The sequence below is a fragment of the Mycolicibacterium fluoranthenivorans genome (genome assembly GCF_011758805.1).
In the GTDB taxonomy this organism is placed as follows: domain Bacteria; phylum Actinomycetota; class Actinomycetes; order Mycobacteriales; family Mycobacteriaceae; genus Mycobacterium; species Mycobacterium fluoranthenivorans.
Genome location: NZ_JAANOW010000001.1, coordinates 500,920 through 515,710, shown reverse-complemented (window position 1 = coordinate 515,710; position 14,791 = coordinate 500,920). Strand labels below are relative to the sequence as shown.

Below are 14,791 nucleotides of genomic sequence, written 5' to 3'. Positions count from 1 at the left end.
GTCAGGGGTGGGTGGGCTCCCCGGTCACCCGGTGGTCGGCGTGGTTGAGACCCTCCTGCACGAGGCGGCTCAGATGCCCGTCACGCAGCCGGTAGAAGACCCGGCGCCCGTCTTTGCGGGTGTCCACGAGCCGGGCGAAGCGCAGTTTGGCGAGATGCTGGCTGATCGATGTGCGGGACGCTCCGGTCGCGTCCGCCAGTGCCGTCACATCGGCCTCGCCCTGGGCCAACAACCACAACAGGTGCAGTCGGGTGCGATCGGCCAGCATGCCGAAGGTCTCACTGGCGATATCGAGCCGTTCCCGATCGGGTGCGGCCTCATGAACGAGACTGGGCGACTGACCTGGCTTCGGTCCCCGTTCCCCCGAGACCGGCTGCCTGCCCATCGACCGTGTCCTTCCGTGCGATTCGCACCGCGGCCAACGCCGCGAATGTAGCGAGGATAGCGAGAATCGAGGCGGCGGCACCCTGATCGACGGTCGCGCCCACCCATCCGGCCACCGGATAGGTGATCAGGAATCCCGCATGTGACAGCGAGAACTGCGCGGTGAAGACCGCGGCGCGGTCCGCACCGGCGTTGCGTCGCAGCAGCCGGCCCGCCGGTGTGTTGATCATCGACGTCGCCGCACCGAGTAGCACCCACAGCAGGGCCAGGACCGGCCAATCGACAAGGCCGGCCACGAGCACAGCGGCGGTCACACCGAGGCCGGCCGCCGCGAGGCCGGCTCCGGTGAGCATCAACACCCGGTCCGGGTACGCGCCCAGCAATCGTGGGAGCAGCAGCGCCAGCGCCATCGACCCGGCGCCGTAGCAGGCCAACAACAACGCCACCTGGGTGTTGTCACCCCCGAGCAGGTCCCGGACGTAGACCACGGTGTTGACCACCACCAGCGCGGTGGCCGACGCGACCACCACGTTCATCGCGAGAAGACTGCGTAATTCGTTGCTGCGCATCATGATCCGCATCCCTGCCAGCACGCGTACGTACAGCGGCGCGGGCGCCGCCACGGCCGCCGGCGACGGTATCGCGGTGGTCAGCACCAGGGCCATCGACACCAGGAATCCGGCGCCGGTTCCGACGAACAGGCCGTCATAGGCGATCACCGTGAGCAGTGCCGCGGCCAGCAGTGGGCTGAGCAGCGATTCCAGGTCATAGGCCAGCCGGGTCAAGGCCAGACCTCTGGTGTAGTCGCCCTCGTCGGTGAGCACATCGGCGATGACCGACTGGAAGGCCGGCGTGAAGGTGGCAGACGCCACCTGCAATACGAACACCAGCAGGTAGATCTGCCAGACCTGGTGCACCCAGGGCAGCGACAAGGCGACCAGCGCGCGCACGATATCCGCCCCGACGAGCACCGCCTTGCGGGGCAGCCGCGCCGTCATCACCGACATCACCGGCGCCGCAAAAACATACGCGAACATCTTGATGGCCAACGCGGTGCCCAGCACCGTGCCGGCAGCGCCGCCGGCCAGCTCGAAGGCGAGCAACCCGAGCGCGACGGTCAGCAGTCCGGTGCCGGCCAGTGCGGTCACCTGGGCGAGGTAGAGCCGCCGGAAGACGCGATGTCGCAGGACCATGCGACAAGTATGACCTATATGTGCGCAGTTGCGCACATATAGGTAGTCAGGCCGTCGGACCGATCTCGTCGACCAGACCCCACGCCCGCGCGGTGCGCGCGTCGATGGTGCGGCCCGACAACACCAGATAGGCGGTGCGCCAGCGGCCGATCCGCCGGGTGATGCTCACCGTGCCACCGGCGCCGGGGATGAGCCCGAGGGCGAGTTCGGGCAGCCCGAGTACCGCATCCGGGTGGCACCGCACGTGACCGCAGTACGCGGCCATCTCCAGGCCGCTGCCGAGCACCTGACCGTGCACCACGGCACGGCAGCGCGGCCCCAGCCGGCCGGCGAGTTCATCCAGCACCAACGCCGGGCTGTACCTGGTGCGCGCCAGATGTGCACTGGCCGGATCGTCGAAGGTGCCGAACTCGGCCAGGTCACCGCCACTGCAGAACGAGCGGCCGTTGCCCGTCAGCACCACCTCGGTGATGCCGTCGTCGAGCCGGGCCACCTCGAGCGCTTCCAGCAGCGCGGCACGCGCATCGGTGGTGAACGCGTTATGCCGTTGCGGACGGTTGAAACGCACGAACAGGGTGTCCCCGGCGCGTTCGGCCTGCACGGGATCGGGCAGGACCGGCATCTGCACGGGTCCGCGGCCGGCCAACCAGCGGCCGAATTCCGGGCCTGCCTGCAGCGTCGAATACGCCAGCGATTCGGTGATCACTCCCCCGAATGCCGGGGCCGCCGGGTCCAGGGCACGCAGCACGTCATCGCATACCGCGGCGGCCTGCGGCCAGCGCGCGCATCGTTCGGTCAGCTCGGTGACCGCCTGTTCGACCGAGTCGACGGTGATCAGCCGCGGGTCCTCGGAAGAACTCTCGGTGAGCGTGAAGGTCAGATGATCAGCGGGCGCGCCGGTACCGACGAGAATGCCTGCCGGCAGCGCCAGTTCGCTCACGAGTACTTGTTTATCAGCTCCTGCTTGTAGAGCTTGCCGGTGTCGGTGCGCGGCAGTTGCGCCTCGAACGAGATCGACCGCGGGCACTTGTAGTGCGCCAGGTTCTCCCGCAGCCAGGCAAGAAGCTCATGCGCGAACTCCTCGGTGGCGTCATCGGGATCGACGGTCTGCACCACGCCCTTCACGCTCTGGCCCATCTCGGCGTCGGGGATGCCGAACACCGCGGCGTCCATCACTTTCGGATGCGTGACAAGCACGTTCTCGGCTTCCTGCGGGTAGATGTTCACCCCGCCGGAGATGATCATGTGATGCCGCCGGTCGGTGAGGTAGAGGTAACCGTCCTCGTCGAGGTAGCCGATATCGCCGACCGTCTTCCACCCTCGCGAATCACGCGCGGACTTGGTCTTCTCGGCATCGTTGAGGTACTCGAAGTCCTGCCCGCCCTCGAAGAAGATCTCGCCCGCCTCACCGGCCGACAACTCGTTGCCGGATTCATCGAGGATGTGCACGATCCCGGTCATCGCCTTACCGACCGAGCCGGGGTGGGTCAGCCACTCCTCGGCGCTGATCAGCGTGGCACCGATCGCCTCGGAGGAGGCGTAGTACTCGTCGACGATGGGACCCCACCAGTCGATCATCTGCTTCTTGATCTCCACCGGGCACGGTGCCGCCGCGTGCATCACCCGCTGCAGGCTCGAGACGTCATAGGAGCGGCGGACCTGTTCCGGCAGTTTCAGGAAGCGGGTGAACATCACCGGGACGAACTGTCCGTGCGTCACGCCGTGCTTCTGGATGGCATCCAGCGCGCCCTCGGCGTCGAACTTCTCCAGCACCACCGTCGTGATGCCACCGGCCTGCGCCTGCATCGACCACACCGACGGCGCGGTGTGGTACAGGGGCGCCGGGCTCAGGTACACCGCGTCGGGATTCATCCAGATGGACACCAGCGCCGCCATCATTCCGGGCGTCTCCGAAGGCGGCAGATGCGACAGCGCGCGCTTGATGCCCTTCGGTCGGCCGGTGGTGCCCGACGAGTACTGCAGCAGGTCACCGTCCCTCTCGTCGTCGATCGGCGTCTCGGGCTGATCGGCGACGGCCGCCGGGTACTGCGCCCAGCCGTCCAGGTCATCGGCCGTGGTGAGCAGCACGGCGGGCAGGCCGCTGGGCAGGTGCGCGGCCAGATCGGCGCACACGTCGCGCAGCGCAGCGGACCCGACGATGGCCTTGGCCTCGCTGTTGTCGATGATGTAGGCCGCCTCGGCCGCGGTCAGATGAGTGTTGATGGGGACGTAGTACAGCCCCGACCGCCGCGCCGCCCACATGATCGTGTGCATGTGCTCGGTGTTCTCCATGAGGATCGCCACGGCGTCACCCTCGCGGAGCCCGCGGCTGCGGAAGTAGTGGGCGAGCTGGTTCGCCCTGGCCTCCATCTCACCGAAGGTGACGACGGTGCCGGCCGGATACAGGATGACCGCGGGCTTGTCAGGGGTCGCGAGCGCGGTTTCACGGATCTGCATGGGCTGACTCTACGACGCGCCTCTTGACACCCGTCAAGTGGTGGCCGCCACACGTGCCACGACGAGCTTCGCCGGCCCATCCGGGCGGCCGCCGGCTCCGAATGTCGGAGAACAAGGGTTTGGTCTGGGAGGTTCGGTGGAATCCACGCGCAGCCACGTCTGCGACGTAGTCCGTGGCCGGCAGGAGGCCTTGTGACGGACGACGGTTCACTTCGGGTGCTGGTCACCGGAGCGACGGGCTATATCGGCGGGCGGCTCGCGCCGCGACTGCTGGGCGCCGGGCATCGGGTGCGGGTGCTGGTCCGCGACCCGGCCAAGGTCGCCACCGTACCGTGGGCGGCGGATGTCGAGGTCTGCCAGGGCGACCTGATGGACCGGGGCACCCTCGACGCCGCCTGTCGGGACGTCGATGTCATCTACTACCTCGTGCACTCGATGAACAGCGCCGGGGAGTTCATCGAGGCGGAGAGCCGCAGCGCGCGCAATCTCGCCGAAGCGGCCACCCGCGCGGGCGTGGGCCGCATCGTGTATCTCGGCGGCCTGCACGCGGACTCCGACCAGTTGTCGACGCACCTGCGCTCACGTGCCCAGGTGGGGCAGATCCTGATGGACTCCGGCATTCCGACGGTGGTGCTGCAGGCGGGTGTGGTGATCGGTTCCGGCTCAGCGTCTTTCGAGATGATCAGGCACCTCTCCGACCGGTTGCCGGTGATGACCACACCACGCTGGGTGAACAACCACATCCAGCCGATCGCCGTGCGCGATGTGCTGTACTACCTGATCGCGGCGGCGACGGCCGAGCTGCCGAAAAGCCGCACCTACGATATCGGTGGTCCCGATGTGCTGCGCTACGGCGAGATGATGCAGATCTACGCCGAGGTGGCCGGTCTGGCACCGCGACGGATCCTGGTGCTCCCGGTCCTCACACCGAAACTCGCCGGGTTGTGGATCGGCCTGGTGACACCGGTCCCGCGCAGTATCGGTCGCGCCCTCATCGAATCGCTGAGCACGGATGCCGTTGCGGCCGAACACGATATCGACACCATCATCGCACCGCCGCCCGGCGGGCTGACCGGTTACCGGGACGCCGTCACCCTCGCGCTCCGGCTGGCCGACCGGGGCGAGGTGGAAACCACATGGGCGAACGCCTCGGCGAACGGGGCGCCGTCGGACCCGTTGCCGTCCGATCCGTCCTGGGCCGGCGAGGTGGTGTACACCGATGTGCGCAGTATCGACTGCGGCGAACCCGTCGACCTGGTGTGGCACGCCCTCGACGGGGGCCGCACCGAGAATCGCCGGCGGCCGTTCCCGTTCGGTCCGGGACGCCGCCACTGGCGGGTCGAGAAGAAGACCGAACCGCAGTATCTGCGCGTGCTGGCGCACACCCGCGCGCCGGGCAGTATCCGGCTCGAATGGGAGCTCGAACCTCTCGACGCACAGCGCACCCGCGTTCACCAGCGGGCCATCTACACCCCGAAAGGGCTTGCCGGACAGATCTTCTGGTACGCCCTGCTGCCGATACACCGGGCCGGGCTCGCCGGCCTGCTGCGCGGCGTCGCCGCGACCGACCATACGAAGGAGCGCAGATGATCCAGATGCAGCGCACGGTGTACACCCAGGCCGCACCCGATGCGGTGTTCGCCTACCTGGCGGACTTCACCACCACCGAGCAGTGGGATCCGGGTACGGTGCGGACCGTGCGGGTCGCCGGTGACGGGGGTGTCGGCACCCGATACGAGAACACGTCGAAATTCGCCGGCCGGACCAGCGAACTGGTCTACGAGGTGACCGAGGTGACCCCGGGGAAATCCATCCGCCTGCGGGGCGAGAACTCCTCGCTCATCGCGCATGACACCATCACCGTGCGCCCGGACTCCGACGGTTCGCAGGTGACCTACCAGATCGAATTCGCGTTCCAGGGGTTACTTCGCTGGGCCGAGCCGCTGCTCCGGCTGGCCGTCGGGAACCTGATGGACAACGGAGCCCAAGGGCTGCGCCGCGAACTCGCGAAAATCTGAGAGCTACACCAGTCCGACCGCGATGGTGCAGTACTGCCATACCCAGTTCAGGTCGGCATCGCTGTAGTGCGTGGTCGGCAGGTAGTGCATCGGACGGATCCGGCGGTCGTGCCAGAACTCACCCGACGGTGGCGTGGGAGTTGTCGCGGTGAGCCAGATCGCGGTATCGGCGGCCTGCTCGGCGGTGCGCAGCACCGGGCCGGTCAGTCGGCGGAACGCCGGCAGGGACTCGGCGACTCCGGGAGTGTCCGCCCAACCCGGGTGCATCGCCGCCACCATCACCGGCCAGCGCTTCGCGAGCAGCGGCGTCAGGGCGACCTGGACCCGCTTGCTGCGCGCGTATGCCGTCGCGCCGCGGTAGCGACCCTTGCGGTATTCGATGTCGTCCACGGGCAACGGTTGGGTGTACATGCCGCCCGAGGACATCAGCACCACGCGCGGATCGGGCGCGGCGACCAGAGCGGGCAACAGCAGCTCGGTGAGCAGCAGGGGCCCGAGCACATGGGTGGACAGGGACAGTTCGTGCCCGTCAGCCGTGTAGGTGCGCTCCGATGGCATGACACCGGCATTGTGGATCACCGCGTCCAGCCGAGGCTGGCTCGCCGTCAGCTCGGCGGCGAACGCACGCACGTCCGCCAGATCCGACACATCGCAGCGTTGCACCACCAGCTTCGCGCCGGGCAGCCCGGCGCGGATGTCGTCTCGGGCAGCCTCGCCGCGCGCGCGGTCCCGCACCGTCATCAGCACGGTGGCGCCGAGTTCGGCGGCACCGGCCGCAATGGCCTTGCCGATACCGGAGTTCGCGCCGGTGACCAGCACCGTCGCCCCGTCCAACGCGCCCGGATCCAGGGCCGGCCAGAACCGCTCCCGCACGGCGTAGCCCACTCGGGAGTAACCCGCAGCGATCGTGCGGTCGAGCAGGGCGTCGAACAACTTCCCGGGGAAGCTGGCCATCGGGGTGGCTCCTATCGGTCCGTGACGAGCTGAGATTCCTCTCTTGATTCGGAGCCGCCGGCCGTCCGTATCGGCGAGATCGCCGAGCCGTCGACGACGTGCGCGGACGTCGACGCACCGAACGGGGCCCGCAGCGTCGGGAGCAGCTCGCGCCGGTTGACGACGAGACCGGCGATGGCGAGTACGCCGTAGACACCGCAGAGCACCAGACGGCCCGTGGTCGAGGTGATGGGGAACTGCACCAGGAACAGGGCCAGCAGCAGCCAGGCGGTGTGCCGGTGAAAGCGCAGCGACAGGATCAGCGCGATGCCCATCAAGGTCTGGGTCGCGGTGAGCAACACCTCTTCGATCTGGCGGCCGTCCAACACGAGGGCGCTTCCGCCGCCGCCGGCCACGTACGCGATGGGCAGCGAGCCCATCAGCAGCGTCCACTGGTTCACCTTCGACGAGATGAGCGTGGCGATCGCGGCGGTGCCCTTGCCCCGGCTGGCGAAGATGATCGCGATGATGAACTCGGGTGCCTCCGACGCCAGCGGCGCCAACCACTGCACCAAGAGGAACTTGTCGATCCCCAGTTCGGTTCCGGCGCCGATGAGGCTCTCGGCGAACGGTTCGGCACACGCGAGGATGACCGCACCCGCGATCACGAACAGGGCGACGACGGTGCGGCGGCGGGTCCGGGTGGGCAGCGCGCCGATGGCGGCGGCGGTGCCGATCAGATCGGGTTCCTCGACCTCGCCGCGGGTCAGTTTGTAGAGGTAGAAACCGAACCAGGCCAGCAGCGCCACCCCCAGCACCAGGTGGATCCGTCCGGTCGACGGGATGACGAAGGCGATCACACCGGCGATGAGCAGGAACCCGAGCTCCACGCGGTTACCGGGGTCCAGTGCCATCTTCGACGTCTTCTGACCTGTGGTGCGGCGGGCCACCCACAGGGCGACGAGCACGACGACGGGCCACCCGATACCCATCAACAGCCGGTTGGAGCCCGTCATGTTCGCCGCCGCGTACTGGACGTACTCGGGATTGCTGCCGGCGGTGTACGCGTAGTACAGGTCGACCGCGTACTCCGGGAGCACCGCGATCAGCGCCAGCACGGCGATGGCCAGTCCGCCCGACACATCGATCTGTGCCGCTTCGGCGGCCCAGGCCAGCAGGAAACTGGCAGCGACCACCGCGGATCCGTAGATCACCAGCGCCACTATGGGATTCGGATGCAGGCCGGCAACGCGTACCACCAGAGCGGGAATGATGAAGACGAGGGCCAGGGCGAGCGACCGGATGAGGGTCCATCCGTGGGTTCTGGTCATGAGGGCAGTCCTTGCTGTGCGCGCGGTGTCCGGCCCGGACTTCATCGACGGCGACGAAACCTCGGACCGACAGATGTCATGTCGGCCGAAGGTCTCGCTCGCCGGATATGGGATCCGGTGGAGGGCCGGGCGGCTACCGCCGCCAGTGTGTCGACCATCCGCATCGCGCCGGGCCAGCCGGCGGTCAGGAACTACTCCCCTTCGCTGCGGATGACCCTACCCGCCCGGCAACGGCACAGCAACTTAGCGTTGCTACAAATTAATCGTGTCAAATACCCTGAATTTGCTGATCAGAGCCTACGTATCCGATTGTTTGGGTGTTCGAACTCAGCGTTCCTGCCACCCCTAGCAAATGGTGAACAAAAAGACACCGCCCCCGGCCTGGGCCGGGGGCGGTGTCTGTGGCTGCGAAACGGTCAGTCGGACTCGGCCAAGCGCGTCTTCAGCGTGTCGAACTCGTCCAAGATCGCGGTGGGCAGCTTCTCGCCGACGAACTCGAACCACTCCTCGATCAGCGGCAGCTCGGCGCGCCACTCATCGGCGTTCACGGCCAGCGCCTCGTCGACATCGGAGGCCTTCACATCGAGACCCTCGAGGTCCAGATCAGCGGCGGTCGGCACGATACCGATCGGCGTGCTCTTGCCCTCGGCCGTGTGCTCGATACGCTCGATGGCCCACTTGAGCACCCGGCTGTTCTCGCCGAAACCGGGCCACAGGAACCGGCCGTCGTCGCCCCGGCGGAACCAGTTCACGAAGAACACCGCGGGCATCTTGGACTCGTCGGCGTTCTTGCCGATGTTGATCCAATGCTGGAAGTAGTCGCCGACGTTGTAGCCGAGGAACGGCAGCATCGCCATCGGGTCGCGGCGGACGGTGCCGACCTTGCCCTCGGCGGCGGCGGTCTGCTCAGAGCCCAGCGTGGCGCCGATGAACACCCCGTGCTGCCAGTCGCGAGCCTGCGTGATCAGCGGGACAGTGGTCTTGCGACGGCCACCGAACAGGATGGCCGAGATCGGCACGCCCTGCGGGTCGTCCCACTCCGGCGCCAGCGTCGGGCACTGCGAGATCGGGGTGCAGTAGCGCGAGTTCGGGTGCGCCGCCTTGCTTTCCGTCTCACGCAGGATCCAGTCGTGACCCTTCCAGTCGATCAGGTGGTCGGGCTCGCCCTCCAGCCCCTCCCACCACACATCGCCGTCGTCGGTCTTGGCGACGTTGGTGAAGACGGTGTTGCCCGCCGCGATGGTCTTCATCGCGTTCGGGTTGCTGCTCCAGTTGGTGCCGGGTGCGACGCCGAAGAAACCGAATTCGGGGTTGACGGCGTAGAGGCGGCCGTCCTTGCCGAACCGCATCCACGCGATATCGTCACCGACGGTCTCGGCACGCCAGCCCGGGATGGTGGGCTGCAGCATCGCGAGGTTGGTCTTACCGCACGCCGACGGGAACGCCGCGGCGATGAAGTACGCCTTGTTCTCCGGGCTGATCAGCTTGAGGATCAGCATGTGCTCGGCCAGCCAGCCCTCGTCGTGGGCCATCGCCGACGCGATGCGCAGCGAGTAGCACTTCTTGCCCAGCAGCGCGTTACCGCCGTAGCCGGAACCGAAGCTCCAGATCTCCCGGGTCTCCGGGAAGTGGGTGATGTACTTCGTGTCGTTGCAGGGCCAGGGCACGTCCTTCTGACCCGGCTCCAGCGGGGCGCCGATCGAGTGCAGTGCCTTGACGAAGAACCCGTCGTCGCCCATCTTGTCCAGCGCGGCCTGCCCCATCCGGGTCATTGTGCGCATCGAGACCACCACGTACTCCGAGTCGGTGATCTCGACACCGAGCTTGGGATCCTCGGCGTCCAGGGGGCCCATGCAGAACGGGACGACCCACATGGTCCGGCCGCGCATGCTGCCGCGGTACAGATCGGTCATCAGTGACCGCATCTCGGCGGGCGCCATCCAGTTGTTGGTGGGGCCGGCGTCGACCTCGCGCTCGGAACAGATGAACGTGCGGGATTCGACGCGGGCGACGTCGGACGGGTCGGACAGCGCCAGGTAGGAGTTCGGCTGCTTCTCCGGATTGAGCTTCTGGAAGGTACCTACCTCGACCAGCTGCGCGGCGAGACGCTCGTACTCCTCCTCGGAGCCGTCGGCGAAAACCACCCGGTCGGGCTGCGTCAGCTCCGCGACCTCCTGAACCCAGGCCAACAACCCCTGATGTTTGGTCGGTGCAGTGTCGAGACCGGGAATGGTCGCTGAAGTCATCTAATATCTCCTGCGTAGGTTACGCGCCAGTAGCATTGGCGATAACTGGTAGGTCACGATCGTCCCTATGGAGAGGTTAACTCCCGTGACATACGCGTAGTGAATCGGGACAATGTCCGATCACTCACAAGAACGATTCAGAAACCCCAGAACGCCAGAACCGTTCAATACCCGCTGTGCAGCTCCGCACACACCGCCCTCAGCGCGGCGCGCAGCCGAGACAATTCCCGCTGGCCTTCGGCGGCCGATCGCGCGGTGACCACCGCGATATCCCGCAGGTCGGCGTCGATCTCCGCCAGCCGCCGGGAGAGTTCGGCGGCCTGCCGCTCGTCCCAGGCCGCATTTTCACCGGTGAACTGGACTTCTGCAACCAGAACCCGGCCGGCGACCCGCTGCTCGGCCGCTTCCCGCAGCCTCGCGGTGACCTCGGTGACCCAGCGGTCCACCACCGCACGGTCGTGCAGCACGCTGCGGATGCCGACCACCCACACACTGAGCAGCAGTCCGGCCAGCGCGCCGATCACCACACCCGATGCGGCCAGACCGGGTGCCAGGCCCGCGAACAGCCGGCTCACCGCGAACGCGGCGCCCAGTCCGAATCCCGCGCCGAGCAGCATCATCAGCCGCGTCTCCAGCGTCCTGGACCGCAGCCCCGGCACACCGGGATCCGGTAGCGGATCCGGCGCAGGCACCTGGGGAACTGACAGGCCGAGTTCGGCGGCGACATCCGCGAGGTGCTCGGTGATGCCGTCGTCGACCTCCCGCATCACCTCGGCCGACCGCCGGTGCACATAGGACACCAGCCGGTCGGCTCTCCTGCCGTTCCACTCCGCGACGTCCTCGGAGAGCTCGGCGCGCACCGAGGCGCACCGATTCCTGGCGTAATACGCCAACTGCACCCGCGCCTGCTGCACCTGACTCCGCAGGGCGATGTGGCGTTCGGAACGGGCCAGCCGCCGGGACCGCGTCAACTCTTCACGTTCGGCGGCGAGCAATGCCGCGCGGCCGTCCGGCCGCCGCCCGGCGCTCAGCGCGCCGATCCGCCCGGTCAGATGAGTTTCCCACGCACGCAATTCATTTCGGCGATCCACGGTGTCTTCTGCCAGCTTCGCGGCCAACACCTCGACCAGCTCGTCGAGCGCAGGCTCGCCGTCCTGCGGCGCGGCCGCCACGCCGACCCACGGCATCTGCGCATACCGCGGCGATCGGGCGGCGAGCATCTCCCGGTCGGTGGCCAGCACCTGGTGCCAGGCCCGGTGCACATCGATCTTGGTGACGGCACCGATCAGCAGGTCGGTGTTGCGCGCGGCCGTATCCAGTAGCGCTGCGTCCGACTCGGCCAGCGGCGCCACCGCGGATACCGCGAACACGACGGCGACCGGCGCATGGTCGGGAGCCAGGTCGGCGGCTTCGACGAAGGCTCGCCCCGGAACTCTGGCCCGCAGCGCCTCGGCCAGGGCGGACACCCCCGCCAGCCACGGCCCGACCACCGCGACGACATCGCGGCGCGCCACGCCCGGCGGGTCGACACCGGCGGGCACCGTCTCGGGTGCGGTCTCGGGGCTCATGCCCGCTCCGCCAGCCGCAGAGCTCCCCGGGTGAGGGCATGCGCGCACCGGCGGTGCAGGGCGTTCACCGGTCCGCGGCCGTACCGGCTCCACCGCACCGCATCGGCGCCGCCGACGGGTAACCCGTCGGCGCGCAGGACATCGGTCGCGGCCGACATCACCGCGAGCACCACCGCGTCACACGCGAGCAGATCCCACAGCGCGACGTCGCCGGAGTACACCGCCAACGCCCGCAGTTCGGTCAGGGCCGTCTCGATGCGCCCGTACCGGACCGGCGCCGCCGCCGCGGTGAGGGCGGTGAGGACCTCGTCGAGGCCGCTGAGTTCACGGATCAGGCCCGGCAGCGCGGACGGGTCCGCGCCCGCCCGCAGCGCGTGGGTCAGCGCGACGATGCCGAACCGGTCCAGGGTGGCGAGCAGCCGATCCGCGAGGGCGGCATCGACGGTCGACCCGCGGCCGGGTTGGTCGAGGGCCCGCACCTGCAGGGCGCCGACCAGGGAATCGTCCAGCACGGCGGTGGCCAACAGGGCGTTCAGCGGCACCGTCGGACGGCCGGTGCGGCGGCGGATCTCGCCGACCTGCCCAGGCGCCGCCGCGCCGAGCAGATCCATCTTGTTGAGCACCACCAGCGCCGCCCGGCTTGCCGGGTCCTCGGGTTTGACGGTCTCGGCGACCACCAGGACGGTGACATCGCCGGTATCGGGTCCGGGTGGGTTCAGCACGGTCCAACCGGCACCGCCGAGCGCGGCGGCGACCGTGGCGCGTCCGGTCCCCGGTCGGCCGGTGACACGGACCGTGATGGGCCGGGTCAGCCGCCGCAGGATCGGAGCCAGGCGGGCATCGCCGGTCCGTGCGGCGAAAGCCGCCAACTCCTCGGCGAAAATGACCGGCTCCTCACCTCATGCGTCGCACTGACACCAATCCCCACATCAAATGGTGACACTGCGGCGAGGTGGTCGTGAACGGTGTTTTTTCGCACACGGTGTTCCAGGCAACTGTTGGGTATCAATCTGCACCACGATGCGGGTAGATCGGGTGTGATGAGCGACGATGGACCGATGCATGCCCAGCGCGAGGAAGCCGGTCGTGAGCTGCCGGATTCGGGTACCGCGGGCCTGAGCGCAGCGAACGGCGCCCAGGACGGTGTGCCGATCACGCACCATGCCCGGCGGGTCAGCAGCTTCAGGAACCGGCGGTCCACCCTGTCCGGCGGTCAGCAGGAGCTGTGGGAGCGGCGTTGGCCCGAGCTCGGCGCCGAGGCCCGCGACACCACCGGGCGTCCGCTGCCCCGCGACCTCCCGCAGTGGTTCGGCCGTCAGGCCCCGGTGGTCCTGGAGATCGGCTGCGGCACCGGCATCTCGACGCTGGCCATGGCCATCGACGAACCGCACCTGGACGTGGTGGCCGTGGAGGTCTACCGGCGCGGGCTGGCGCAGCTGCTCGGGGCGATCGACCGCACCGCCAAGACGGACCACCCCGTGACGAACATCCGGTTGATCCGCGGTGACGGCCTGGACGTGCTCGAACACTTCTTCGGCACGGCCTCGCTGACCGGCGTACGGGTCTTCTTCCCCGATCCTTGGCCGAAGGCCCGGCACCACAAACGCCGGCTGCTGCAACCCGAGACCGTGGCGCTCATCGCCGACCGCCTGGTGCCCGGCGGAATCCTGCACGCCGCCACCGACCACGCCGGCTACGCCGAGCAGATCGTCGAAGTGGGTGACGCTGAACCACTGCTGCAGCGGGTATCCGCAGACAGCCGGCTGCCGATTTCGGTGCGGCGGCCCGAGACCAAGTACGAAGGAAAGGGCCTGGAGGCCGGGCGCGATATCGCCGAGCTGGTCTGGGCGCGGGTGGAGTGAGCGAATGACAGCTACCGACGAGCAGCCGATGAGCGCGACCTCCGACACCACCGAGGTGCCGGAGCTGGCGGCCCCCGCCGACGAGGCACAGTCGCCGGCGATCAGGAAGGTGCTGCTGGTCTGGGACGCGCCCAACCTGGACATGGGACTGGGCTCGATCCTCGGTGGCCGCCCGACGGCCGCGCACCGGCCGCGCTTCGACGCGCTGGGGCGGTGGCTGCTGCAACGCACCGCCGATATCTCGGCGGTCGCGGCCACCGGCAGCGCCGAGGACGCACCGCTGGGCTCGTTGGAGGCCCACCTCGAGCCGGAAGCCACCGTCTTCACCAATATCGCCCCTGGTAGCGCCGATGTCGTTCGCCCGTGGGTGGAGGCGCTGCGTAACGTGGGCTTTGCGGTCTTCGCGAAGCCCAAAGTCGATGACGACAGCGACGTCGACAGCGACATGCTCGACCACATCGCGCTCCGCCGGGGCGAAGGTCTGGCGGGTCTGGTCGTGGCGTCGGCCGACGGTCAGGCGTTCCGCGCGCCGCTCGAGGAGATCGCGCACGACGGCGTTCCGGTGCAGGTGCTGGGATTTCGCGAACATGCCAGTTGGGCGTTAGCGTCGGATACCTTGGAGTTCGTCGACCTGGAGGACATCGCAGGTGTCTTCCGGGAGCCGTTACCGCGAATCGGCCTTGATTCGCTGCCCGAGCAGGGCGCTTGGCTGCAGCCCTTCCGGCCGCTGTCGGCGCTTCTGACCTCGCGCTTATAGACAACAGAAGCGATAATGCGCGCGCAGCGTGACCAGAACATA

General features: G+C 68.3%; 13 protein-coding genes. 4 read left to right on the top strand and 9 right to left on the bottom strand.

The window, feature by feature from the left end; all coding sequences use genetic code 11:
• Window position 1 precedes the first annotated feature (1 nt).
• Genes FHU31_RS02505 through fadD4 form a run of 4 tightly spaced genes read right to left on the bottom strand, consistent with a single transcriptional unit; the run spans window position 2 to window position 4,034 of the window.
• Window positions 2-385: an ArsR/SmtB family transcription factor gene (locus tag FHU31_RS02505; protein ID WP_090362997.1), complete on the bottom strand. Its 384-nt coding sequence runs from the start codon at window positions 383-385 to the stop codon at window positions 2-4.
• Complete coding sequence (locus FHU31_RS02500) at window positions 318-1,577, bottom strand: MFS transporter (RefSeq protein ID WP_167155497.1); 1,260 nt, start codon at window positions 1,575-1,577, stop codon at window positions 318-320. The genes FHU31_RS02505 and FHU31_RS02500 overlap by 68 nt, the downstream gene beginning before the upstream one ends.
• 46 nt (window positions 1,578-1,623) lie before the next feature.
• Complete coding sequence (locus tag FHU31_RS02495; protein WP_167155494.1) at window positions 1,624-2,517, bottom strand: enoyl-CoA hydratase/isomerase family protein; 894 nt, start codon at window positions 2,515-2,517, stop codon at window positions 1,624-1,626.
• Window positions 2,514-4,034, bottom strand: a complete 1,521-nt coding sequence (gene fadD4, locus FHU31_RS02490; RefSeq protein ID WP_167155490.1) for a fatty-acid--CoA ligase FadD4 — start codon at window positions 4,032-4,034, stop codon at window positions 2,514-2,516. The genes FHU31_RS02495 and fadD4 overlap by 4 nt, the downstream gene beginning before the upstream one ends.
• A gap of 192 nt (window positions 4,035-4,226) precedes the next feature.
• On the opposite strand from fadD4, the gene FHU31_RS02485 reads away from it, so the two are divergent.
• Together FHU31_RS02485 and FHU31_RS02480 are read left to right on the top strand one after the other, a co-directional pair.
• Window positions 4,227-5,624 (top strand): DUF2867 domain-containing protein, encoded by a 1,398-nt coding sequence (locus tag FHU31_RS02485; protein ID WP_167155487.1) that lies wholly within the window; start codon window positions 4,227-4,229, stop codon window positions 5,622-5,624.
• Complete coding sequence (locus FHU31_RS02480) at window positions 5,621-6,052, top strand: SRPBCC family protein (RefSeq protein WP_167155484.1); 432 nt, start codon at window positions 5,621-5,623, stop codon at window positions 6,050-6,052. The genes FHU31_RS02485 and FHU31_RS02480 overlap by 4 nt, the downstream gene beginning before the upstream one ends.
• A 3-nt stretch (window positions 6,053-6,055) precedes the next feature.
• Here FHU31_RS02480 and FHU31_RS02475 read toward each other — a convergent pair whose 3' ends face one another.
• The 5 genes from FHU31_RS02475 to FHU31_RS02455 form a co-directional block, all read right to left on the bottom strand.
• Window positions 6,056-7,006, bottom strand: a complete 951-nt coding sequence (locus FHU31_RS02475; protein ID WP_167155482.1) for an SDR family NAD(P)-dependent oxidoreductase — start codon at window positions 7,004-7,006, stop codon at window positions 6,056-6,058.
• Window positions 7,007-7,017: 11 nt separating this feature from the next.
• Window positions 7,018-8,316: a calcium:cation antiporter family protein gene (locus FHU31_RS02470; RefSeq protein ID WP_167155479.1), complete on the bottom strand. Its 1,299-nt coding sequence runs from the start codon at window positions 8,314-8,316 to the stop codon at window positions 7,018-7,020.
• A 416-nt stretch (window positions 8,317-8,732) separates the two neighbouring features.
• Window positions 8,733-10,562, bottom strand: coding sequence for a phosphoenolpyruvate carboxykinase (GTP) (locus FHU31_RS02465; RefSeq protein WP_167155476.1), 1,830 nt, complete (start codon window positions 10,560-10,562; stop codon window positions 8,733-8,735).
• Between the two features lie 164 nt (window positions 10,563-10,726).
• Window positions 10,727-12,130 carry a hypothetical protein gene (locus FHU31_RS02460; RefSeq protein WP_167155473.1) on the bottom strand — a complete coding sequence of 468 codons (1,404 nt, stop codon included), beginning with the start codon at window positions 12,128-12,130 and terminating at the stop codon, window positions 10,727-10,729.
• On the bottom strand, window positions 12,127-12,999 hold the full coding sequence (locus FHU31_RS02455) for a hypothetical protein (protein ID WP_167155470.1): 873 nt from the start codon (window positions 12,997-12,999) through the stop codon (window positions 12,127-12,129). The genes FHU31_RS02460 and FHU31_RS02455 overlap by 4 nt, the downstream gene beginning before the upstream one ends.
• Window positions 13,000-13,170: 171 nt before the next feature.
• Here FHU31_RS02455 and trmB point away from each other — a divergent pair, with 171 nt between their 5' ends.
• Window positions 13,171-13,992 carry a tRNA (guanosine(46)-N7)-methyltransferase TrmB gene (gene trmB, locus FHU31_RS02450; protein ID WP_167155467.1) on the top strand — a complete coding sequence of 274 codons (822 nt, stop codon included), beginning with the start codon at window positions 13,171-13,173 and terminating at the stop codon, window positions 13,990-13,992.
• Window positions 13,993-14,020: 28 nt separating this feature from the next.
• Entirely contained in the window at window positions 14,021-14,749 is a 729-nt protein-coding gene (locus tag FHU31_RS02445; RefSeq protein ID WP_167160533.1) for an NYN domain-containing protein, read from the top strand.
• The last annotated feature ends 42 nt before the right edge of the window (window positions 14,750-14,791 follow it).

Excerpts from the sequence above, each read along its gene's own strand:
- FHU31_RS02475 (WP_167155482.1), bottom strand. The coding sequence starts at position 7,006 with ATGGCCAGCTTCCCCGGGAAGTTGTTCGACGCCCTGCTCGACCGCACG.
- FHU31_RS02500 (WP_167155497.1), bottom strand. The coding sequence starts at position 1,577 with ATGGTCCTGCGACATCGCGTCTTCCGGCGGCTCTACCTCGCCCAGGTG.
- FHU31_RS02505 (WP_090362997.1), bottom strand. The coding sequence starts at position 385 with ATGGGCAGGCAGCCGGTCTCGGGGGAACGGGGACCGAAGCCAGGTCAG.
- FHU31_RS02445 (WP_167160533.1), top strand. The coding sequence starts at position 14,021 with ATGAGCGCGACCTCCGACACCACCGAGGTGCCGGAGCTGGCGGCCCCC.
- FHU31_RS02460 (WP_167155473.1), bottom strand. The coding sequence starts at position 12,130 with ATGAGCCCCGAGACCGCACCCGAGACGGTGCCCGCCGGTGTCGACCCG.
- FHU31_RS02470 (WP_167155479.1), bottom strand. The coding sequence starts at position 8,316 with ATGACCAGAACCCACGGATGGACCCTCATCCGGTCGCTCGCCCTGGCC.
- FHU31_RS02465 (WP_167155476.1), bottom strand. The coding sequence starts at position 10,562 with ATGACTTCAGCGACCATTCCCGGTCTCGACACTGCACCGACCAAACAT.
- fadD4 (WP_167155490.1), bottom strand. The coding sequence starts at position 4,034 with ATGCAGATCCGTGAAACCGCGCTCGCGACCCCTGACAAGCCCGCGGTC.
- trmB (WP_167155467.1), top strand. The coding sequence starts at position 13,171 with ATGAGCGACGATGGACCGATGCATGCCCAGCGCGAGGAAGCCGGTCGT.
- FHU31_RS02480 (WP_167155484.1), top strand. The coding sequence starts at position 5,621 with ATGATCCAGATGCAGCGCACGGTGTACACCCAGGCCGCACCCGATGCG.